This is a genomic window from Citrobacter sp. Cf072 (genome assembly GCF_030334485.1).
In the GTDB taxonomy this organism is placed as follows: Bacteria; Pseudomonadota; Gammaproteobacteria; order Enterobacterales; family Enterobacteriaceae; genus Citrobacter; species Citrobacter freundii.
In genome coordinates, this window is the sequence record NZ_JAOWDX010000047.1 from 381964 (window position 1) to 403026 (window position 21063).

Genomic DNA, 21063 nt, shown 5'->3' on the forward strand with positions numbered 1-21063 from the left:
TTTATTTAGAACCACATCCTTTAGCTGCTTTTATGAAAACAATACTATTATTAGAATGATTATTATATCCAAATAATAGGTTGCTAGTTTATGCTTAAGCGTATTTTCTTTTCTTCAGATATTTTTAAAAATATCATATGGCTTATTATTGAGAAAATGTACTTCGTTATTCTTGTTTTTCTTAGTGAGGCAATGATAAGCCGAAGTCTTGGTGTTACAGATTATGGTAAATGGGTTTACTCAGTAAATTGGGTTGTGGTTGTATCATCCGTAGCTCTTGTTGCTGGTAGTGAAGTTTTAATTCCAGCATTGAGCCGTCATAAAAAGATAGTCAATGAGCTTATTAGTGCTGCTTTTCTCATAAGGATGATAGGAGCCTTATTGGCTTTCATCTTTATATGGACATATGCTGTGTTTTTCGTTACAGACGAAGAAATAAAACGAATATTATATTGTTTGTCATTTGTTCTCCTGTTAAATGAACCATTTGGTGTCGTTACCAATTATTTACAATCGATTATAAAAATAAAAAGAGCAGTAATTTGTCGTTGTGTAGCTTTGGCTATCCGTGTGTTCTGTGTGATGCTCGCATTTCACACAGCGAATAATTACTATATATATTTCTCTCGAAGTGCCGAAACATTGGCCCTCGCTGTATTTTTAGGTGGCCTTTTTTTTATTTCAAAGCTAAAAATAACCCTCAATGCAACAGTGTTAAAAATAGTATTCTTCAGAGGCATTAAGCTATGGGTGCCTTTGGTAACTATGATGATTTATCTTAGGGTTGATCGTTTTTTTATCGAACATTATTTAACTTATGATTATCTTGCAATATATGGCGTATCTGTGCAGTTTTTGGAGCAGGCTTTTTTACTTTTAAGCATAATTGTCCAGTCTGTAGCTCCGAGATATTTATTTGCGACAGTCGATCGTATGACATTACAGCTTAATGTGAAAAAGTGTATATGGACAGTTGTTGCTGTTTCAACAGTAATTCAATTAGGCTGTTTATTAATCTTGAGTAAACTAATATTGCTGATCTTTGGTATGAAGTTTCAAATGTCAGGACAGATGGCGTTGATGTTACTACCAGCTATTACTTTCTATGGCATTGATTTAGTACTGATGCAAATCATGTATAGGTTTAGAGAAAACGGATTTATACTCTTCAAATGGACTTTTATGATGATTTTATCATGTACCTCGTATTATATTTGGCTTGGTCTTATGGGCCAGAAAAGTGTCTATCTCATTTATAATTTAAACTATTTAGTTATGGTTTTATTGACTTCTATTTATTATCTTGTTTTGATGAGAAGATCAAGTAAAGGTCATAAAAAGGAATAATGGTTGATTAAATGATTGTTAATGCTATATTTATACTGGTCGTTTTTTTTTCACTTCTGGAACTATTCTGTAGTAGAAAAAACTTCTTTATATTTTTAATTCCACTAGTCGCTATGGTCATCTTTGTTGGTATTAGAAGCGTTGGCGGAACTGATTACGATGTGTATAAGTTGTATTTTGAATCGATACCTGATGCTATATACTCTTATGGACTTGGCTATTTTGGATTAAACTATGTTGTTAAATTGTTCTGTGATGACTTTAATCTTTTAATTGCTGTTTCTGGTATGTCTGCAGTACTCATGCAAGGTTGGTATTTTTATAAAAACTCGAATAAACCAACTTTATGCTTGATGATGTTTTATGCAGTTAGTTTTATCTGGCTCGATATGGTTTTGATTAGACAGTCGATAGCTGCAGGTTTGCTATTGATTGCAGCAGATTTTTTCTTTAGAAGGAAAAATCTGCTGGCTCTTATATTTTTAACTTTTGCCACTATGTTTCACGAGGTTACAGTTGTAATAGCAATCGCTGGTGTTATTTTATATAAAACAAACTCAAGGCATTATATTAAAATTCTACTAGTTAGTGTAGTTTCATTATGGTGGATAAAGATAATTGTCGTTTATCTGAATCAAACCATTCTTCATAATGGTAATATTGAAGCATATTTGAGTGAGCCACCTTTTATTAGCGGTTCTTTACTAATCGATTTTTTGTTTGCTTGTTTTATATATTTCCTTTCAACAAATCAAAGAACGTTAATACATGAAAAAGAAAAGAAAATCTATCAGGTAATAATGGTTCTTGGAGTTGGTATTTTACTTGTTTCATACTTGCTGCCTGTTATGGCAAGGTTAAGCGAATATATTAAATTCTTTTATATACTAATGACCGTCAGTTATATATCAAGACAAGAAAAGATAGCAAATAAAGTGCTTTTGTTCGTTGCATTATTTATCTACTGTGCTGTTAGATTGAATGTCTTCTTAACTCATTTCGACGGTGGGTTTATCTATAGTACCTATATGGTTTAGATAGATAATAATTTGAAATTTTTATAGGTATCATTAATGGTTACGGTATTAACACCCGCATACAACAGAGCAAACACACTTGATAATTTGTATTATTCACTACAACAGCAAACCAATAAGAATTTTGAGTGGATAATTATTGATGATGGGAGTAGTGATGCGACTTCAGATAAAATTGAAGAATACAAGAAAAACTCCGATTTCGATATAGTAACTGCTTTTCAGGTCAATCAAGGAAAACCCAGTGCTATTAATCATGGATGCAGACTTTCAAGATGTGATTATATTTTAATTGTTGATAGTGATGATTGCTTAACTAATGATGCAATTGAATGGGTACTTAAAGGTATTAAAGAAGCTGAGGCTGAAGGAATTGAGTATTCTGGCGTTGGCTTCCGAAAAAGCGAATTTAATGGAACTTTATCAGGGATAGCATTCGATAATCATTCTCTTGATCATGCCTTGTATCTTAATGCGACTGATGCTTCAAATTTGCTAAAAGGTGAAATGGCATTTTGTTTCAAAAGAGATTTAATGCTGAAGATCCCATTTCCATTGCATGCTGGTGAAAAATTTGTACCGGAAGGCTTAATTTGGACGCAAATCACAGATTTTGCCTGTGTGAGATTTTATATCAATAAGGTTATCTATCTTTATGGTTATCTTGATGATGGTCTTACCATGAATTTTAAAAAACACCTTAAAAATAATTATAGAGGCTTTTCTGAGTATTACCGAAACCAATTTTATCGTGAAAGTGATTTGCTGAAAAAAGGAAAAATGCTCGTGCGATATATTCAGTGCAAATATTATGGGATGCTGAAATGAAAATTATTCAGATTATCACTGGACTGGGTATTGGCGGCGCTGAAAAAATCGTTAGTGATCTTTCAGAAAAACTAGTAAATAATCAACATGAAGTTTTAATTATCTCCTTGACTGGGGATAAGTTAATGAAAACTCCCTCAGAAGTAAACGTCATTGAAATGAATATGACCAAGGGAATAGTTTCAATTATAAAAACATACTGGGGTGTTCGTAAAATAATAAAGGAATTCAACCCTGATGTTGTGCATAGTCACATGTTTCATGCGAATATCTTTGCTCGATTAATTCGTCTGACGTTACCATTTAAAAAGTTGATATCTACCGCTCATAGCAATAATGAAGGTGGCTCCTTAAGGATGTTGGCATACAGACTTACTGATTCATTGGCTGAGATATCTACTAATGTTAGTGAAAAAGCAGTCAATGAATTTATTGCTAAGAAAGCTTCTAAGCTTGGACGAATGATACCGATCTATAATGGAGTGGATACTCATAAGTTTTGTTATAGTAGTAAAAACCGTAGAGTAATGAGGGAATTACTGAATATTCCTGATGATGCTCGCTTGATTATGACAGTTGGGAGACTGACAGAGGCAAAAGACTACCCGAATTTAATCAATGCTTTTGCATCGCTTGAATGCAAAAGTTCCACTTATCTTGCAATAATAGGTGATGGCGAACTAAATTCTAGCTTGAAGGAATTAGCGATAAACCTGAAAGTTGACAGTAATATTTTTTGGTTAGGTAAACAAAATAATATTGAAGAGTGGTTATCAGCATGCGATTTGTTTGTTTTGAGTTCTGTATGGGAAGGTTTTGGAATTGTACTCGCTGAAGCAATGGCATGTGAAAGGATTGTTATTGCTACAAACGTTGGTGGGGTGGAAGAGGTAGTTGGTGATGCTAATTTCTTAGTTCCGCCATCCCGATCTGACTTACTAATGCATAAAATAAAATCAATTTTAAATTTAAATAATGAAGAATTGTTGCACATTGGTACGCTGAATAGGGATAGAGTACAGCGGAATTTTTCCATTGATAATATAGTGGTGCAATGGGAGTCTATCTACATTAATACTAAAGGCATAAGCTGATTTTTTAAATATATGTGAGTAAATAATATAATCGCTTGGCTGTTTCTATCATTATTTATTTTTTAATTCATGTATTGGAGGAGGGGTATGATAATTGCTTTAGAAAAAGTTGACTTAAAACTAATTACTGAACTTAAAGTTTTTTATAAATGTTACTATGCTGCAGATAATAAGATTTTTAATGAGATGTATTTGCCATGGCTCTTGCATAACAATCCGCATGGAGAAGGTATTAGCGTAAATATCAAAATTGACAATGAGCTTGTTGCAAATATGTTCTTGATTCCTGTGAGGCTAATTCAGGATGGCAATGAAAAATATGCTTACTATGCTACTGATGTTTTGACTCATCCACACCATCGTGATAAAAACCTTTTTGTGAAATTGATCCGTCGAAGCATTGAGTATTTGAAAGAGCAAAGTGCTTGTCTTATTGGTCATCCAAATAGTAATGCGCTACCGGGATGGAAAAGGACGAAAATGAATTTTCAGCCTATTATAAATTCTTTTTTATCTAAACCATCGCTATGCAATAAAAGAAAAGTCATTATAGACGTTGCACAAGTCAGAACGTCTGAAAAACAAGATATAATTAATATACTTTGTAGCAGTAGCAATTTAATAGTTGCTAGTGACATGGATTTTTTAACATGGCGCTATATAAATCATCCGGTTAAAAAGTATAATGTTGAATTTATTTACGATAAATTTAAACTTGTTGGTGTGATCGTTTCTGTAAAATTTAAAGGTATTATCGATAGGGTTATCCATTATATCGTAAATCCTGGCTCTGAAGGTAAAGTTTTCAATTCAAAAATTTGTCCAAGAATTTTTTCTTTCAGTGGACTAGAAGAGGATGATAATTATAAGCAGTATTTTTATGACAGACGAATTGGCTCCAATATAAATTACTTTATGACAGATTTCAGTTCTGAATCTCCTTGTGCTGACGGTCGTTACATTTCATTTGCTGCTTGTGATAATTGATTATGAGTTTGTTAAATAAAATTTTCTATAAGTTATTCGGACAAGATATTTGGCGTATAGGTATCGCATCTTGCGACTTGTCGCTTGTTTTAGATGGAGAACTATCAAAACAGAAAGTTAAATGGCTTGATATTAATGTTAAAAGCGATTATGAAGCAGATCCATTCATATTTAAAATTTCTGAAGTATATTATGTTGCGTACGAAGATTTTAACTACATATCAGGTAATGCGAAGCTAAAGTGTATAGATCTAAATGGGAATGAGTATCCTTTTTTTGATGAGATAAATAAGAACTTAGGCCATAAGTCTTTTCCATATATATTTGAGGCCGAAGACGGTTTATATTGTATCCCGGAAGAAGGAGACCGTAATGGCATTTATCTGTATAAATTTAATAGTGAATTAAAATGTTTTGAATTTGTTAGAAAGATATTGTGTGATGATATGTATGTTGACTCCTTTATTCATAATGTAAATGGCGTCTATTATTTATTTACTTCGACTATAAACGAGCCTTTCAAACAAAGATTGTTCTACTCTGATTCACTTCTAAATGATTTTGTCGAGCATAAAATGTCCCCTATTGTAAAAAACAGTAGGGTTGGGCGAAATGGAGGGGGTATGCTTTGCTTTGATGATAAGCTATACAGAGTATCTCAAAACTGTTCTAAAACATATGGCGGTAGTCTTGTTGTAAGTAAAATACTGTATATTAACCCAAGTGATTATAAAGAAAAAGAGCATATGGAGATTCTTCCATTGTCGCCTTACAATAATGGAATTCATACCCTATCAGTAAAAGATGAATATATTGTTTTTGACGGGAAAATAGTCAAATACAGATTTAGTAACGTATTTAGAAAATTAGCTTATAAGCTCAAAATTAGATTGCCGTTCAGGAATTGAGTTTTTGTCGTAGAAAATATGCGATATTCAACCTGCCAAACAATAATTATTTTTAAGTCAAAAAGAACCATAAGTGAACCTATCTCTATTCAGTGACATTAACCTGAGTTAACATCTAGAACACATTCAAGCCGCGCATACGTCGCGCGGTGACCACACCTGACAGGAGTATGTAATGTCCAAGCAACAGATCGGCGTCGTCGGTATGGCAGTGATGGGGCGCAACCTGGCGCTCAACATCGAAAGCCGTGGTTATACCGTCTCTATCTTCAACCGCTCCCGCGAGAAAACTGAAGAAGTTGTTGCCGAGAACCCGGGTAAGAAACTGGTTCCTTATTACGCGGTGAAAGAGTTCGTCGAGTCTCTTGAAACCCCACGTCGTATCCTGTTAATGGTGAAAGCGGGTGCTGGCACCGATGCTGCCATTGATTCCCTGAAGCCTTATCTGGACAAAGGCGATATCATCATTGATGGTGGTAACACTTTCTACCAGGACACCATTCGTCGTAATCGTGAACTGTCAGCTGAAGGCTTCAACTTCATCGGTACCGGCGTGTCCGGCGGCGAGGAGGGGGCCTTGAAAGGTCCGTCTATTATGCCTGGCGGGCAGAAAGAAGCGTACGAACTGGTTGCGCCGATTCTGACTAAAATCGCCGCTGTTGCTGAAGATGGCGAACCGTGCGTGACCTATATCGGTGCCGATGGCGCAGGTCACTATGTGAAGATGGTGCACAACGGGATTGAATACGGCGATATGCAGCTGATTGCGGAAGCCTATTCTCTGCTGAAAGGCGGTCTGAACCTGTCTAACGAAGAGCTGGCAACTACTTTCACCGAGTGGAATGAAGGCGAGTTGAGCAGTTATCTGATCGACATCACCAAAGATATCTTCACCAAGAAAGACGAAGAGGGTAAATACCTTGTTGATGTGATCCTGGACGAAGCGGCGAACAAAGGCACCGGTAAATGGACCAGCCAGAGCTCTCTGGATCTGGGCGAACCGCTGTCGCTGATCACCGAATCCGTATTCGCTCGCTACATCTCTTCTCTGAAAGACCAGCGCGTTGCGGCATCTAAAGTGCTGTCTGGCCCGCAGGCTAAACTGGCTGGTGATAAAGCAGAGTTTGTTGAGAAGGTCCGTCGCGCGCTGTATTTGGGCAAAATCGTCTCTTATGCTCAGGGCTTCTCTCAACTGCGTGCCGCATCTGACGAATACAACTGGGATCTGAACTACGGCGAAATCGCGAAGATCTTCCGCGCGGGCTGCATCATTCGTGCGCAGTTCCTGCAGAAAATCACCGACGCCTATGCTGAAAACAAAGGCATCGCGAACCTGCTGCTGGCCCCGTATTTCAAAAATATCGCTGACGAATATCAGCAAGCGCTGCGTGATGTAGTGGCTTATGCTGTGCAGAACGGTATTCCGGTACCGACCTTCTCTGCAGCGGTAGCCTACTACGACAGCTACCGCTCTGCGGTACTGCCGGCTAACCTGATCCAGGCCCAGCGTGACTACTTCGGTGCGCACACGTATAAACGTACTGATAAAGAAGGTGTGTTCCACACCGAATGGCTGGATTAATCTGATTTAGTCAAACTGTGAATCCAGGCCCGGAGCGCTCCTCCGGGCTTTTTTATTGCCAAAAAATGGGATTCAGTCAGGTCCGATATCCGGTGTTGTAGCAAATCACGATATACTGGCGCGATGCAGAGCCGATGCGCCACGTTGTTGGCAGCGTGTTCACCCTAAAATGTTCAACCGGAAGAAGTTACACAGCGAATGAAGATAACTATCTCAGGAACAGGTTATGTAGGTTTGTCGAACGGTATTCTGATTGCCCAGCACCACGAAGTGGTCGCTCTTGATATCGTTCCGACGAAGGTCGAGATGCTGAATCAGAAAAAATCGCCGATCGTTGATAAGGAGATCGAAGAATATCTGGCGACAAAACAGCTGAATTTCCGTGCAACGACCGATAAGTACGATGCTTACCGTGACGCGGACTACGTTATCATTGCGACACCGACTGATTACGATCCGAAAACTAACTACTTTAACACCTCAAGCGTCGAGTCAGTGATCCGCGATGTGGTCGAAATCAACCCAAATGCGGTGATGGTAATTAAATCAACGATTCCGGTTGGCTTTACGAACTCGATTAAAGAACAGTTAGGTATCGACAATATATTCTTCTCGCCAGAATTCCTGCGTGAAGGTCGTGCGCTATACGACAACCTGCATCCGTCCCGTATCGTTATTGGTGAACGTTCCGAACGAGCCGAGCGTTTTGCGGCGCTGCTGCAGGAAGGAGCGGTTAAAAAGGACATTCCGACGCTGTTTACCGACTCGACTGAAGCCGAAGCCATCAAGTTGTTCGCTAACACCTATCTGGCGTTACGTGTGGCCTACTTTAACGAGCTGGATAGCTATGCAGAAAGTCTTGGCTTGAACTCACGGCAGATTATTGAAGGTGTGTGCCTGGATCCGCGTATCGGTAATCACTACAACAATCCGTCATTCGGCTATGGCGGCTACTGTCTGCCGAAAGATACTAAGCAGTTGCTGGCTAACTACGCGTCTGTACCGAATAACATTATTGGCGCGATCGTTGATGCTAACCGTACGCGTAAGGACTTCATTGCAGATTCTATTCTTGCGCGTAAGCCTAAGGTGGTCGGCGTGTACCGTTTGATCATGAAAAGTGGTTCCGATAATTTCCGGGCATCATCGATTCAGGGCATCATGAAGCGCATTAAAGCCAAGGGCGTACCCGTTATTATCTATGAACCGGTCATGGAAGAGGATGAATTTTTCCATTCCCGAGTTGTGCGTGATCTTAATGCGTTCAAAAATGAAGCGGATATTATTATTTCTAACCGCATGACGTCAGAATTAGCTGATGTTGCCGATAAAGTTTATACCCGCGATTTGTTTGGTAGTGATTAATCTCGTCTCCATAAAAAAGGCCTTATAAAAGGCCTTTTTATTTTAATCAGGTCAGTAATTAAACTTTGTAGAAATTACGATACCAGTCAACAAAGTTCTTCACCCCATCTTTTACCGTGGTTTCAGGTTTAAAACCAATTACCTCATACAGTGCTTTAGTGTCTGCGCTGGTTTCCAGTACATCACCTGGCTGTAGTGGTAGCATGTTTTTCTTCGCTTCAATACCCAGAGCATCTTCCAAAGCCTGGATATAGTCCATTAGCTCAACCGGTGAACTATTGCCGATATTGTAGACGCGATAGGGCGCAATGCTGGCTGCTGGCGTGCCTGTTTCAACGGTCCATTGTGTGTCTGCGTGTGGAATGACATCCTGCAGGCGAATGATCGCTTCTGCGATATCATCGATATAGGTAAAGTCACGCTTCATTTTGCCGTAGTTATAGACGTCAATACTTTTCCCTTCCAGCATCGCTTTGGTGAACTTGAACAGCGCCATATCCGGTCGACCCCATGGGCCGTACACGGTGAAAAAACGCAACCCGGTGGTGGGCAATCCGTACAGGTGGGAATAAGTATGAGCCATCAGCTCGTTGGCTTTTTTGGTTGCTGCATACAGCGACACGGGATGATCGACGGAATCATCCGTAGAGAAAGGCATTTTGCGATTCAGGCCGTAAACTGAACTGGATGAGGCATAGAGTAAATGCTGAATTTTATTATGGCGACACCCTTCCAGTATGTTCAGAAAGCCTGTGAGATTTGAGTCTGCATAGGCATGCGGGTTTTCGAGTGAATAACGTACGCCAGCCTGGGCGGCGAGATGAATTACGCGTTCAAAATGCTCTGATGCGAAGAGCGAAGCCATGCCTTCCCGGTCGGCTAAATCAATCTTATGAAAATGGAAACCGGGATGTACCAGTAACGCCAGACGAGCCTGCTTAAGGCTGACGTCGTAGTAATCGTTCAGATTATCAATACCGACTACTTGATGGCCAGCCTCAAGGAGGCGTTTGCTAACGTGGAAGCCGATGAAACCAGCGGCACCCGTAACCAGGTATTTCATGTTTATTCCTCTTTTTGGCTAAATAATAGCCAAGCACCAACAGGCGCTACTAAAAAGTGGAATGATACCGTTAGATGGTAAAAAAGCTAATTGTTATATTTTTTACGCTTACCATCTTTACTGGTTAGACGGTAAGTATTCACGACATGAATTCATTAAAATGAATTGTAAAGTGCAACGATTGGCGGGCATGAAATCTGATTATTGCTGTTTTTTTGCTCATGAAAGTGTTCTTTGAGTATTTACACTTTTGTTTAATCGTATTGATTTTCAGTAGTGATTGAAATACCAATCAAAATCCCTCAAACAATTTGATTTTTTTATCATTAATCCTATGGCATTGCCTCAATTTATAGCTAAACTAATCCCAGTTTAAGTCTTTCCTTATCTAGGGTTTCTATGTCTGTAAGTGATAACAACATGTCCGGGAGCAGTCATGATCCGGAACAGATTGATCTGATTGATTTACTAGTACAGTTGTGGCGCGGGAAAGTAACAATCGTTATTGCGATTGTTATTGCCATAGTGCTTGCTGTGGGCTATCTGGCAGTTGCTAAGGAGAAATGGACCTCTACAGCAATTATCACTCAACCGGATGTTGGTCAGATAGCCACATATAACAACGCCCTCAACGTGTTGTATGGTGTCAGCGCCCCTAAGGTTACTGAGTTACAGGCAAACGTGATTGGCCGTTTTAGCACGTCATTTTCTGCATTGGCGGAAACGCTGGATAATCAGGAAAAGCCTGAAAAACTATCGATTGAGCAGTCTGTAAAAGGGCAACCATTACCGTTGGCGGTTTCTTATGTGGGTGGCTCACCAGAAGACGCTCAGCGTCAACTCGCCAAATACATTCAACAAACAGATGAAAAGGTTGCCAAAGAGCTGGAACTTGACCTGGTTGATAACATCAAATTGCAAACAACTACGTTGCAAGACTCTCTGAAAACTCAGGAAGTGGTCGCTCAGGAGCAAAAAGATCTGCGAATCAAGCAAATCCAGGAAGCGCTGCGGTATGCAGTGCAGGCGGGTGTGACCAAGCCGCAGATTCAGCAAACTCAGGATGTTACGCAGGACAGCATGTTCCTGTTGGGTAGCGATGCCCTGAAGTCCATGATTGAGCACGAATCTACGCGTCCGTTGATATTATCTGACAATTATTTCCAGACAAAACAAAAACTGTTGGATATTAAAAGCCTTAAGCTTGATGGGGCTGAGTTACACGCCTACCGCTACGTGATGAAACCAACGTTACCGGTTCGTCGTGACAGTCCGAAAAAAGCGATTACCTTGGTGCTGGCGGTTCTGCTCGGCGGGATGATTGGGGCTGGCGTGGTGCTGGGGCGAAATGCTCTGCGTGGTTACAACGCAAAAGCAGAGTAAACCTGAACCTGACAACAAAAAACCGGGCAGTGCCCGGTTTTTTCATATCTGCTCTGCAACTTACTGATGACGCTTACGTAAATTCTCAATCACCGTCGTCAGGTCAAGGTCCTGATCCTGCAGCAGCACCAGCAGGTGATACATCAGATCAGAGGCTTCGTTTGTCAGCTCAAAGCGGTCGTTCACCGTCGCAGCCAGCGCGGTTTCTACGCCTTCTTCACCCACTTTCTGTGCGATGCGTTTGGTGCCGCTGGCATACAGTTTCGCGGTGTAGGAACTGGCTGGGTCAGCGGTTTTACGTTCGGCCAGCAGTTGCTCAAGCTGATACAGGAACAGCCACTGGTGGCTGGCGTCGCCAAAGCAGCTTGAAGTCCCTTTATGGCAGGTCGGGCCAATCGGGTTAACCAGCACTAGCAGAGTGTCGTTGTCGCAGTCAGGCGCAATGCTCACCACATTCAGGAAGTGACCTGAGGTCTCTCCTTTGGTCCACAGGCGCTGCTTGGTCCGCGAGAAAAAGGTCACTTTGCCGCTTTCGAGCGTTTTATCCAGCGCTTCCGGGTTCATATAACCCAGCATCAGCACCTCACCGGAAACCGCATGCTGCACGACGACTGGCATCAGCCCGTCGGTTTTTTCCCAGTCCAGCTCGCGGCATTGTTGCTTCGTTAACATATCCTGATCTCCACGCCCTGTGTTGCCAGGTACGCTTTTAATTCGCCAATATTGATGATTTGCTTGTGGAAGACGGAGGCGGCAAGCGCGCCGTCAACGTCGGCATCCCGGAAGGCTTCGAGAAAGTGTTCCATGGTGCCCGCGCCGCCGGAGGCAATCAGCGGGACGTGACAAACGTCACGTACTTTTTTCAACTGTTCCAGGTCATAACCGTTACGTACGCCGTCCTGATTCATCATGTTCAGGACGATTTCGCCCGCGCCGCGTTTTTGGACTTCCTGCACCCAGTCCAGTGTTTCCCATTGCGTGACGCGGGTACGGCTTTCATCCCCGGTATACTGATTAACGTGATATTTGCCGGTTTCGACGTCATACCACGTATCAATGCCCACCACGATGCACTGCACGCCAAAGCGATCCGCCAGACGGGTGATAAGTTCCGGTTCGGCCAGCGCCGGGGAGTTGATGGAGATTTTGTCCGCCCCGAAAGAGAGGATACGTGCCGCATCGTCGATGGATTTAATGCCACCGGCAACACAGAACGGAATATCGATCACTTCCGCCACGCGTGATACCCAGCTTTTATCCACTACGCGGCCATCGCTGGAAGCGGTGATATCGTAGAACACCAGTTCATCTGCGCCTTCATCGGCATAGCGTTTTGCCAGTGGGACAATGTCGCCAATAATCTCGTGATTGCGGAACTGAACGCCTTTTACTACCTGCCCATCGCGGACGTCCAGACAAGGAATTATGCGTTTTGCCAGCATTGAATGGCCTCCTCAACGGTGAACTTACCTTCCAGCAAGGCTCGTCCGACGATAACACCACGAACACCGGTCCCGCGCAGGGCCGCTACGTCCTCGATTCCACCAATACCACCAGATGACTGAAACGCCACTTGCGGATATTTGGCGCACACTTCTTCATAAAGCGCGACGTTTGAACCTGCCAGCGTACCGTCGCGGGAAATATCGGTGCACAGCACGTGTTTCAGGCCGACGGGTAAATAGGTCTCAACCAGTTCTTCCAGTGAAACCCCGGAATCTTCCTGCCAGCCGCTAACCGCCACCTGTTTGTTCCCGCGCTCGTCAATACGAACGTCCAGTGCCAGCACCAGCGCGTCGGCACCAAAACGGGCAAACCAGTTCTTGACGACTTCGGGAGATTTTACCGCCGTCGAACCCACCACTACACGTGCAACACCAGCGTTAAGCAGCGCTTCAATATCCGCTTCGGTACGCACGCCGCCGCCAACCTGCACTGGAACGTTGACGCCAGCGACCAGCGTTTTAATCAGCGGGAGCTGGCGCAGCGCCGGGTCTTTCGCGCCGGTTAAATCAACCAGGTGCAGTACTTCGGCACCCTGGGCGGCGTAATCCTGCAAACGGGGGAGCGGATCGTTGCCGTAATCACGTTGCGTTGCGTAATCGCCCTGATGAAGACGCACTACCGTGCCGTCGATTAAATCTAATGCCGGAATAATCATTACATCTCCAGAAAGTTTTTCAGCAACTGCGCCCCAGCCGCGCCCGAACGTTCCGGGTGAAACTGTACGCCAAAGAAATTGTCTTTTTGTACTGCCGCGGTAAACGGTTCGCCGTAATTGCACTGGGCGATGGTCCACGGGTTTACCGGCATAGCGTAGCTGTGTACAAAGTAGAAATATGCGCCATCTTCAATGCCCTGGAACAGACGATTTCCCGCTTGTGGATAGACGCGATTCCAGCCCATGTGCGGCAGCGGCAGACCGAAATCGGTCATCTTCGGGACATCCTGCTCAATAATGCCCAGCAGGGATACGCCGTTACTCTCTTCACTGCGACGACCAAGCAGTTGCATGCCTAAGCAGATCCCCAGCACTGGTTGCGTACAGGCTTTGATCAGCTCAATCAGTTCACGTTCGTGCAACTGGTCCATCGCCGCCTGGGCGGTACCGACGCCTGGCAGAAACAGCTTATCGGCTCGCAGCACTACGTCCGGGTCGCGGCTGACAACAGGATCGTATCCATGGCGTGCGACGGCGGATTTTACCGAGTGCAGGTTGGCGCAGCCGGTGTCCAGAATCACCACGTCCATTACAGCACTCCTTTTGAAGAGGGCAGCGTGTCGCCTTCGACGCGAATCGCCTGACGCAACGTACGACCAAAGGCTTTAAAAAGACTTTCCACTCTGTGGTGGTCATTTTTGCCTTTGGTTTTCAGGTGCAGGGTGACGCCCATGGTGTAAGAGAGTGAGCGGAAGAAGTGTTCGATCATCTCTGTGCTCAGATCGCCAACACGCTGGTAGGTAAACTCCGCGCGGTATTCCAGGTGCGGGCGGCCGGAGATATCCAGTGCGCAACGCGCCAGGCACTCGTCCATCGGCAGCACAAAACCAAAACGATTGATGCCGCGTTTATCGCCTAATGCCAGCTTTAAAGCTTCACCCAGCGCCAGACCGGTATCTTCAACGGTGTGGTGATCGTCTATATATAGATCGCCCTTGACGGCTATCTCCATGCGAAAACCGCCATGGGTGGCGATTTGGTCCAGCATGTGGTCAAAGAAGCCAACGCCTGTGTTGATTTTGCTTTGACCTTCGCGGTCCAGCCAGACTTTGACGTCAATCTGCGTTTCTTTGGTATTACGCTCAACGTGCGCGTAGCGGTCACGTTTGGTCAGCTGCTCGCCGATCATCACCCAGTTCAGGGTGTCGCGATGGTAACGCAATCCGCTAATGCCCATGTTTTCAGCGAGCTGAATATCGGTCGCCCGGTCGCCAATGACGTAGCTGTTCGCCATATCCATGGCCTGTTCAACCAGATACTGTTCAACCAGCTTCACTTTTGGCTTACGGCAATCGCACTCGTCCGCTGGCAGGTGCGGGCAAATCAGTACCTCATCAAATGTCACACCCTGAGAGGTGAAAATTTGCATCATCAGGTTATGCGGACCGTCAAAATCAGCCTGTGGGAAACTCTGCGTTCCGAGTCCATCCTGGTTAGTGATCATAACCAGCTTAAAACCTGCTTTTTGCAGTTTCAGCAAAACGGGAACAACTTCCGGCTCGAAGGCGAGTTTGTCAAAGCGATCGACCTGAAAGTCACTCGGCGGTTCGGAAATCAGGGTTCCATCACGGTCAATAAAAAGATACTTCTGGCTCATACTTGCTCCGCACGTAAGGCGTCAATGACGCGCTGGCTCTCTTCACGGGTTCCGACAGTAATTCGCAGGCAGCCGCTTAACGAAGGTTGTTTATTCTGATCTCGTAAGATAATGCCCTGATCCCACAAAGATTTAAATACGCTACTTGATGCGGTGAAGCGCGCCAGAACATAGTTGGTTTCAGAGTCGAAAACCTGTTCTACACAGCGAATCGTTTTCAGGTTATCTACCAGATACTGACGCTCTTCCAGGATCTGCTCTACGCGTTTACGCATGGCGGAAATCCCTTGCGGCGTCAGGGCTTGGGCGGCGATATCTGCCACCGGCGTAGAGAGTGGGTAAGGGGCAATCACCTTTAACAGCAGATTGATAACCTCTTCATTCGCCAGCGTAAACCCGCAGCGTAAACCGGCGAGAGCAAACGCTTTTGACAACGTGCGTAATATCACCAGATGCGGATACTCAGACAGCCAGCCTGCCAGCGTGGCTTGCGGGCAAAACTCAATATAGGCCTCATCAGCGACCACAATAGCTTTACCCTGCGTCATTTCGAGCAGTGAACGCAGCTCCTGCGGGTTAATCAACTGGCCGGTTGGGTTATTAGGGCTGCAAACGTAGACCACCTTCACGCCATCAATCTTGTCCGCGATGCCTTGCAAATCCAGCTGCCAGTTTTCAAGGGTCGGAACGGTGCGGCATTCGACGCCAATCGTTTCGGCGCTGACGCTGTACATGCCGTAAGTCGGCGGGCAGTAGAGAATGGCATCTTTACCGGGTTCGCAAAACGCGCGCACCAGCAGCTCGATCCCTTCATCTGCGCCGCGGCTGACCAGCACCTGCTCCGGTTTGACGCCAGCATACTGCGCGTAATTCTCAATCACCGCTTTCGGCTGACACTCCGGGTAGCGGTTCAGCGTTTGTTGACTGAGATGGAACTCCACGGCGGTGGGATATTCATTCGCGTTGAGCCAGACATCGCCGTTACCGCCGAGACGACGGGCAGACTGATAGGGCGTTAATTCGCGAACATTCTTACGGGCTAAATCAGTGACGCTGAGAAAGTTGTCAGTGCTCATGCTTGCTCCTTCAGGGCGTTAACGCGCAGGGTAACGGCATTTTTGTGGGCGGTCAGTAGCTCAGCCGCGGCCAGGGTTTCAATGGTGGCGGCCAGCGCAGAGAAACCTTGTGGTGTTAATTCCTGTACGGTCATGCGTTTCTGGAAATCAGCGAGCCCCAGACTGGAACAGGTTGCGGTATAACCGTAGGTTGGCAGCACGTGGTTGGTACCGGAAGCGTAGTCGCCTGCGGATTCCGGCGACCAGTCGCCGAGGAACACCGAACCGGCGCTGGTGATCTCATCAACCAGTTCACGTGCGTTGCGGGTCTGAATAATCAGGTGTTCCGGACCGTAGGCGTTAGAAATGGCCACGCACTGCGCCAGATCTTTGGCGATAATCAGCCGACTGGCACTGAGCGCCTGGCGGGCGGTCTCAGCGCGGGAAAGCTCAGCGAGCTGGCGTTCAACGGCTTCGGCCACGCCTTCGGCAAGCTTAGCGTCCGGCGTCAGCAGGATCACCTGCGAGTCCGGGCCGTGCTCGGCCTGAGAGAGCAGGTCGGAGGCGACAAAATCTGGCGTTGCGCCGCTGTCGGCGATAACCAGCACTTCGGACGGACCAGCAGGCATGTCGATGGCCGCGCCGTCAAGACGCTGGCTGACCTGACGTTTGGCTTCGGTCACATACGCATTGCCCGGCCCGAAGATTTTATCGACCTTAGGAATGGATTCGGTGCCCAACGCCAGCGCGGCAATAGCCTGCGCGCCGCCCACATTAAACACCTCTTTTACACCACACAGCTGCGCGGCGTAGAGAATTTCATCGGCAATCGGCGGCGGTGAGCACAACACCACTTTTTTGCAGCCGGCGATGCGCGCCGGGGTCGCCAGCATTAATACGGTAGAGAACAGCGGCGCCGAACCTCCAGGAATATACAGGCCCACGGAAGCGATAGGGCGGGTAACCTGCTGGCAGCGCACACCCGGCTGAGTTTCGATATCCACCGGCGGCAGGATCTGCGCGGTGTGGAAAGTATCAATATTACGCACCGCCGCCTGCATAGCTTGTTTCAGTTCGTCGCTCAGGCGACTACTGGCTTGCTGGATTTCTTCCTCGGTGACGCGCAGCGCGCCGACCTCGGTTTTATCAAACTTCGCGCTGTATTCACGGAGCGCCCGGTCGCCGTTATTTTTGACGTTCTCAAGGATCTCGGCCACCGTACGGCTGATGCTTTTCGAGGCGGAAATAGCCGGGCGCATCAGCAGTTCGCGTTGCTGCTCGGGGCTACAGCTATTCCAGTCAATCAGGGTATTGAAGCTCATGGCTATCACTCCATCATCTTCTCAATTGGCAGCACCAGAATTGAGCTGGCACCGAGCGCTTTCAGTTTTTCCATTGTTTCCCAGAACAGGGTTTCGCTGCTGACCATGTGCATGGCAACACGCTGCTGGTCGCCGGCCAGCGGCAGAATGGTCGGGCGCTCAGCGCCAGGCAGCAGGGCGATAACTTCGTCCAGACGCTCGCTCGGCGCGTGCATCATAATGTATTTGGATTCGCGTGCCTGAATCACCCCCTGGATACGGGTCAGCAGTTTGTCGATCAGTTGTTGCTTGGCTTCGGCCATTTCGCCGTCGCGCTGAATCAGGCAGGCTTTAGAGCGGTAAATGACTTCCACTTCACGCAGACCGTTGGCTTCAAGCGTTGCGCCGGTGGACACCAGATCGCAAATCGCATCTGCCAGGCCTGCACGAGGTGCGACTTCTACAGAGCCATTCAACAGACAGGATTTAAACGACACCCCTTTCTGATCGAGATAGCGTTTGAGCAGGTGTGGGTAAGAGGTAGCGATACGCTTACCGTTCAGCGCTGCCGGGCCATCCCAGGCTTCATCAACCGGGGTAGCCAGCGAGAGACGGCAGCCGCCGAAGTCAAGACGGCGCAGGGTAAAATAGCGAGGGTCTTCACCCTGTGCGCGGCGGTTGAGCAGTTCCTCTTCGAGAACGTTTTCCCCGATGATGCCGAGGTCAACAACGCCATCCATCACCAGACCCGGGATATCGTCATCACGTACGCGCAGAATATCGATAGGCATATTCTCTGCCATTGCAATCAGGCGCTGGGTGTGAAGATTAATTTTAATGCCGCAACGGGCCAGCAATTCGCGTGAATCATCGCTTAAACGGCCAGATTTCTGCATAGCTATGCGTAAACGGGTGTTGTCTAACATTCTTTATTCCTCGTTATCCTGTCTGAATCAGTTTGGGTCACGCACAAAAAAAAGCCCCCGGAAGAAATCTTCCGGGGGCTTTCTCATACGCTCATGCACCGCTGGAAGATTTAAATGTCTCCCAGCACACATCGCCTGAAAGACTAGTCAGGATGATGGTGATGATGGTGTTTGAATTGAGCGCGTGTCATAAATTTTCTCGATGAATGTTTATTCATTTGATGTCTTTTAACCTAAACCACTTTAGCTACGGAAAGCAAGGGCTTTTTTTGATCATTAATTCATTTCATATTGATACTATGAATTGTCAGCCACCGTGGGCTGGCGTAGCCTTGCGTTATAGGCCAAAAGTCAGGAGAGAAGGCATGAAAAAGGTCGCAATTGTCGGATTAGGTTGGTTAGGCATGCCGTTAGCCATGTCGCTGGCGGCGAGAGGCTGGCAGGTTACCGGCAGCAAAACCACATTGGATGGGGTGGAAGCGGCCCGCATGAGCGGTATCGAGAGTTACTCGCTGCGCCTGGAACCTGAACTGGTCTGTGAGGCTGACGATCTCGACGCACTGATGGACGCCGATGCGTTGGTTATTACGCTGCCTGCACGCCGTAGCGGTCCTGGGGAAGCATTTTACCTGCAGGCAATGCAGGAACTGGTCGACAGCGCGCTGGCGTATCGGATCCCTCGGATTATTTTTACCAGTTCTACGTCAGTCTATGGTGACGTTCAAGGAACAGTGAAAGAGGGGACGCCGCGTAATCCGGTCACGGTAAGTGGTCGTGTTCTGAAAGAACTTGAAGACTGGTTGCACAATTTACCTGGCACGTCGGTGGATATTTTGCGTCTGGCCGGGTTAGTTGGTCCGGGAAGACATCCTGGTCGCTTCTTTGCCGGCAAGACGGCGCCAGACGGACATCATGGCGTCAATCTGGTGCATCTGGACGATGTGGTTTCTGCCATCACGTTACTGCTGCAAGCGCCTAAAGGGGGACACATCTATAATATATGTGCGCCTATGCATCCGGCGCGTAACGTGTTCTATCCGCAGATGGCCCGCCAGTTGGGGATGGAGCCGCCGGAATTTCGCGACGGTACGGATAACGGTAAAGGTAAAGTCATTGATGGCAACCGTATTTGTAATGAGCTTGGGTTTGAGTACCAGTATCCTGATCCGCTGGTGATGCCGATGGAGTGACAAGCCAGCAGAGTGCCGCTGTATACCGCCAGGGGGCGAGTATGAAACCACTGCTGGACGTTCTTATCATCCTCGATGCCTTAGAAAAAGAGGGCAGTTTCGCGGCGGCGTCGGCAAAATTATTTAAGACGCCGTCTGCGCTTAGCTACACCGTCCATAAGCTGGAAAGCGATCTTAATATTCAGATACTCGATCGCAGCGGGCACCGGGCTAAGTTCACCCGCACCGGACAGATGCTGCTGGAAAAGGGGCGGGAGGTGCTGCATACCGTCCGTGAACTCGAAAAGCAGGCCATTAAACTACACGAAGGCTGGGAGAATGAACTGGTTATTGGCGTAGATGATACCTTTCCCTTTTCATTGCTGGCCCCACTCATCGAGTCTTTCTATCAACACCACAGCGTGACGCGTCTGAAATTTATCAATGGCGTGCTGGGCGGCTCATGGGATGCCCTAATTCAGGGCCGGGCGGATATTATTGTCGGTGCCATGCATGAACCCCCTGCAGCGAGCGAATTTGGCTTTGCACGGCTGGGGGTTCTGGAACAGGTGTTTGTGGTTGCGCCGCATCACCCGCTGGCGCAGGAACAGGAACCGTTAAATCGTCGCACTATTCGCCGTTTTCGCGCCATTGTAGTGGGCGACAATGCGCAGCATGCCAATGTCTCAGGTTCTCAGGTGCTTGACGATCAGGAAGCCATTACCGTTTTTGACTTCAAAACCAAGCTGGAACTACAAATCAGCGGCCTGGGATGTGGCTATATTCCGCGCTATCTGGCGCAGCGATTTCTGGAGAGCGGCGCACTGATTGAGAAAAAAGTGGTTGCGCAAATTGTCCTTGAACCCGTGTGGATAGGCTGGAATGAACAGACCGCCGGGTTGGCCAGTGCCTGGTGGCGAGATGAAATTTTAGCAAATAGTGCTATTGCGGGGGTGTATGTTAAAACGGCTGCTGACAAATCAATCAGTTAAGAAAAAATATTCTTTTGTGGCCACTTCAATCTCTTGTTATTTCTCCCCAATTTAGTGCAAAATACGCCGCTTGCAAAAAATGACATTAACCGACGTTTTAATACGCGTCGGTTATTTTTTTGCATCAAACCAATCATTCATAAAAGAGGCCGGGCTTCGTACCGGATAGATACTTACTTAAAAATCGACAGTTGTTGTCGCTGAGGAT

Annotated in this window: 20 protein-coding genes, 1 pseudogene and 1 other annotated feature; of the genes and pseudogenes, 11 read left to right on the forward strand and 10 right to left on the reverse strand. The window is 46.1% G+C overall.

What is annotated here, in order from left to right:
• Positions 1 to 90: 90 nt before the first annotated feature.
• From OGX66_RS20460 to ugd, 8 genes are all read left to right on the forward strand, one after another.
• A complete protein-coding gene (locus tag OGX66_RS20460; RefSeq protein WP_088903303.1) occupies positions 91 to 1347 on the forward strand; it encodes a lipopolysaccharide biosynthesis protein in 1257 nt (418 codons plus the stop codon).
• 11 nt (positions 1348 to 1358) lie between these two features.
• Positions 1359 to 2384, forward strand: coding sequence for an EpsG family protein (locus OGX66_RS20465; RefSeq protein WP_048232314.1), 1026 nt, complete (start codon positions 1359 to 1361; stop codon positions 2382 to 2384).
• A gap of 36 nt (positions 2385 to 2420) precedes the next feature.
• Positions 2421 to 3212, forward strand: a complete 792-nt coding sequence (locus OGX66_RS20470) for a glycosyltransferase family 2 protein (RefSeq protein ID WP_088903304.1) — start codon at positions 2421 to 2423, stop codon at positions 3210 to 3212.
• Positions 3209 to 4306 carry a glycosyltransferase gene (locus OGX66_RS20475; RefSeq protein WP_048232311.1) on the forward strand — a complete coding sequence of 366 codons (1098 nt, stop codon included), beginning with the start codon at positions 3209 to 3211 and terminating at the stop codon, positions 4304 to 4306. The genes OGX66_RS20470 and OGX66_RS20475 overlap by 4 nt, the downstream gene beginning before the upstream one ends.
• Positions 4307 to 4393: 87 nt before the next feature.
• Positions 4394 to 5293, forward strand: a complete 900-nt coding sequence (locus OGX66_RS20480; RefSeq protein WP_157676230.1) for a GNAT family N-acetyltransferase — start codon at positions 4394 to 4396, stop codon at positions 5291 to 5293.
• Positions 5294 to 5295: 2 nt separating this feature from the next.
• The gene (locus OGX66_RS20485; protein ID WP_048232307.1) at positions 5296 to 6201 is read left to right on the forward strand and encodes a glucosamine inositolphosphorylceramide transferase family protein; all 906 of its coding nucleotides are present in this window, start codon (positions 5296 to 5298) and stop codon (positions 6199 to 6201) included.
• Positions 6202 to 6376: 175 nt separating this feature from the next.
• The gene (gene gnd, locus OGX66_RS20490; protein WP_088903306.1) at positions 6377 to 7783 is read left to right on the forward strand and encodes an NADP-dependent phosphogluconate dehydrogenase; all 1407 of its coding nucleotides are present in this window, start codon (positions 6377 to 6379) and stop codon (positions 7781 to 7783) included.
• Positions 7784 to 7981: 198 nt separating this feature from the next.
• Complete coding sequence (gene ugd / locus OGX66_RS20495; RefSeq protein WP_003030115.1) at positions 7982 to 9148, forward strand: UDP-glucose 6-dehydrogenase; 1167 nt, start codon at positions 7982 to 7984, stop codon at positions 9146 to 9148.
• Positions 9149 to 9206: 58 nt separating this feature from the next.
• Here the strand turns inward: ugd and OGX66_RS20500 are convergent, their stop codons facing one another.
• Positions 9207 to 10211 carry an NAD-dependent epimerase gene (locus tag OGX66_RS20500; RefSeq protein WP_103798173.1) on the reverse strand — a complete coding sequence of 335 codons (1005 nt, stop codon included), beginning with the start codon at positions 10209 to 10211 and terminating at the stop codon, positions 9207 to 9209.
• 399 nt (positions 10212 to 10610) lie between these two features.
• Between OGX66_RS20500 and wzzB the strand changes: the two genes are divergently transcribed.
• Positions 10611 to 11594 carry an LPS O-antigen chain length determinant protein WzzB gene (gene wzzB, locus OGX66_RS20505; protein WP_088903309.1) on the forward strand — a complete coding sequence of 328 codons (984 nt, stop codon included), beginning with the start codon at positions 10611 to 10613 and terminating at the stop codon, positions 11592 to 11594.
• A 60-nt stretch (positions 11595 to 11654) separates the two neighbouring features.
• Here wzzB and hisIE read toward each other — a convergent pair whose 3' ends face one another.
• The 9 genes from hisIE to hisL form a co-directional block, all read right to left on the reverse strand.
• Positions 11655 to 12266 (reverse strand): bifunctional phosphoribosyl-AMP cyclohydrolase/phosphoribosyl-ATP diphosphatase HisIE, encoded by a 612-nt coding sequence (gene hisIE / locus OGX66_RS20510; protein ID WP_003838954.1) that lies wholly within the window; start codon positions 12264 to 12266, stop codon positions 11655 to 11657.
• Positions 12260 to 13036, reverse strand: a complete 777-nt coding sequence (gene hisF, locus OGX66_RS20515; RefSeq protein ID WP_003838956.1) for an imidazole glycerol phosphate synthase subunit HisF — start codon at positions 13034 to 13036, stop codon at positions 12260 to 12262. Before hisF ends, hisIE begins: the two co-directional genes overlap by 7 nt.
• On the reverse strand, positions 13018 to 13755 hold the full coding sequence (hisA, locus tag OGX66_RS20520; RefSeq protein WP_088903310.1) for a 1-(5-phosphoribosyl)-5-[(5-phosphoribosylamino)methylideneamino]imidazole-4-carboxamide isomerase: 738 nt from the start codon (positions 13753 to 13755) through the stop codon (positions 13018 to 13020). The genes hisF and hisA overlap by 19 nt, the downstream gene beginning before the upstream one ends.
• The gene (hisH, locus tag OGX66_RS20525) at positions 13755 to 14345 is read right to left on the reverse strand and encodes an imidazole glycerol phosphate synthase subunit HisH (protein WP_048218057.1); all 591 of its coding nucleotides are present in this window, start codon (positions 14343 to 14345) and stop codon (positions 13755 to 13757) included. Before hisH ends, hisA begins: the two co-directional genes overlap by 1 nt.
• Positions 14345 to 15412, reverse strand: a complete 1068-nt coding sequence (gene hisB / locus OGX66_RS20530; protein WP_049002718.1) for a bifunctional histidinol-phosphatase/imidazoleglycerol-phosphate dehydratase HisB — start codon at positions 15410 to 15412, stop codon at positions 14345 to 14347. The genes hisH and hisB overlap by 1 nt, the downstream gene beginning before the upstream one ends.
• The gene (hisC, locus tag OGX66_RS20535) at positions 15409 to 16488 is read right to left on the reverse strand and encodes a histidinol-phosphate transaminase (protein ID WP_088903311.1); all 1080 of its coding nucleotides are present in this window, start codon (positions 16486 to 16488) and stop codon (positions 15409 to 15411) included. The genes hisB and hisC overlap by 4 nt, the downstream gene beginning before the upstream one ends.
• Entirely contained in the window at positions 16485 to 17789 is a 1305-nt protein-coding gene (gene hisD, locus OGX66_RS20540; RefSeq protein WP_088903312.1) for a histidinol dehydrogenase, read from the reverse strand. Before hisD ends, hisC begins: the two co-directional genes overlap by 4 nt.
• Positions 17790 to 17794: 5 nt before the next feature.
• Positions 17795 to 18694 carry an ATP phosphoribosyltransferase gene (gene hisG, locus OGX66_RS20545; protein WP_003834191.1) on the reverse strand — a complete coding sequence of 300 codons (900 nt, stop codon included), beginning with the start codon at positions 18692 to 18694 and terminating at the stop codon, positions 17795 to 17797.
• A 45-nt stretch (positions 18695 to 18739) separates the two neighbouring features.
• Positions 18740 to 18862, reverse strand: a sequence feature (His leader region).
• Complete coding sequence (hisL, locus tag OGX66_RS20550; protein ID WP_100250077.1) at positions 18838 to 18885, reverse strand: his operon leader peptide; 48 nt, start codon at positions 18883 to 18885, stop codon at positions 18838 to 18840. It overlaps the preceding feature by 25 nt.
• A 174-nt stretch (positions 18886 to 19059) precedes the next feature.
• On the opposite strand from hisL, the gene OGX66_RS20555 reads away from it, so the two are divergent.
• Both OGX66_RS20555 and OGX66_RS20560 read left to right on the forward strand, forming a co-directional pair.
• Positions 19060 to 19884: an SDR family oxidoreductase gene (locus OGX66_RS20555; RefSeq protein ID WP_088903313.1), complete on the forward strand. Its 825-nt coding sequence runs from the start codon at positions 19060 to 19062 to the stop codon at positions 19882 to 19884.
• A 41-nt stretch (positions 19885 to 19925) separates the two neighbouring features.
• Positions 19926 to 20910 (forward strand): annotated as a pseudogene (locus OGX66_RS20560) (LysR family transcriptional regulator).
• The last annotated feature ends 153 nt before the right edge of the window (positions 20911 to 21063 follow it).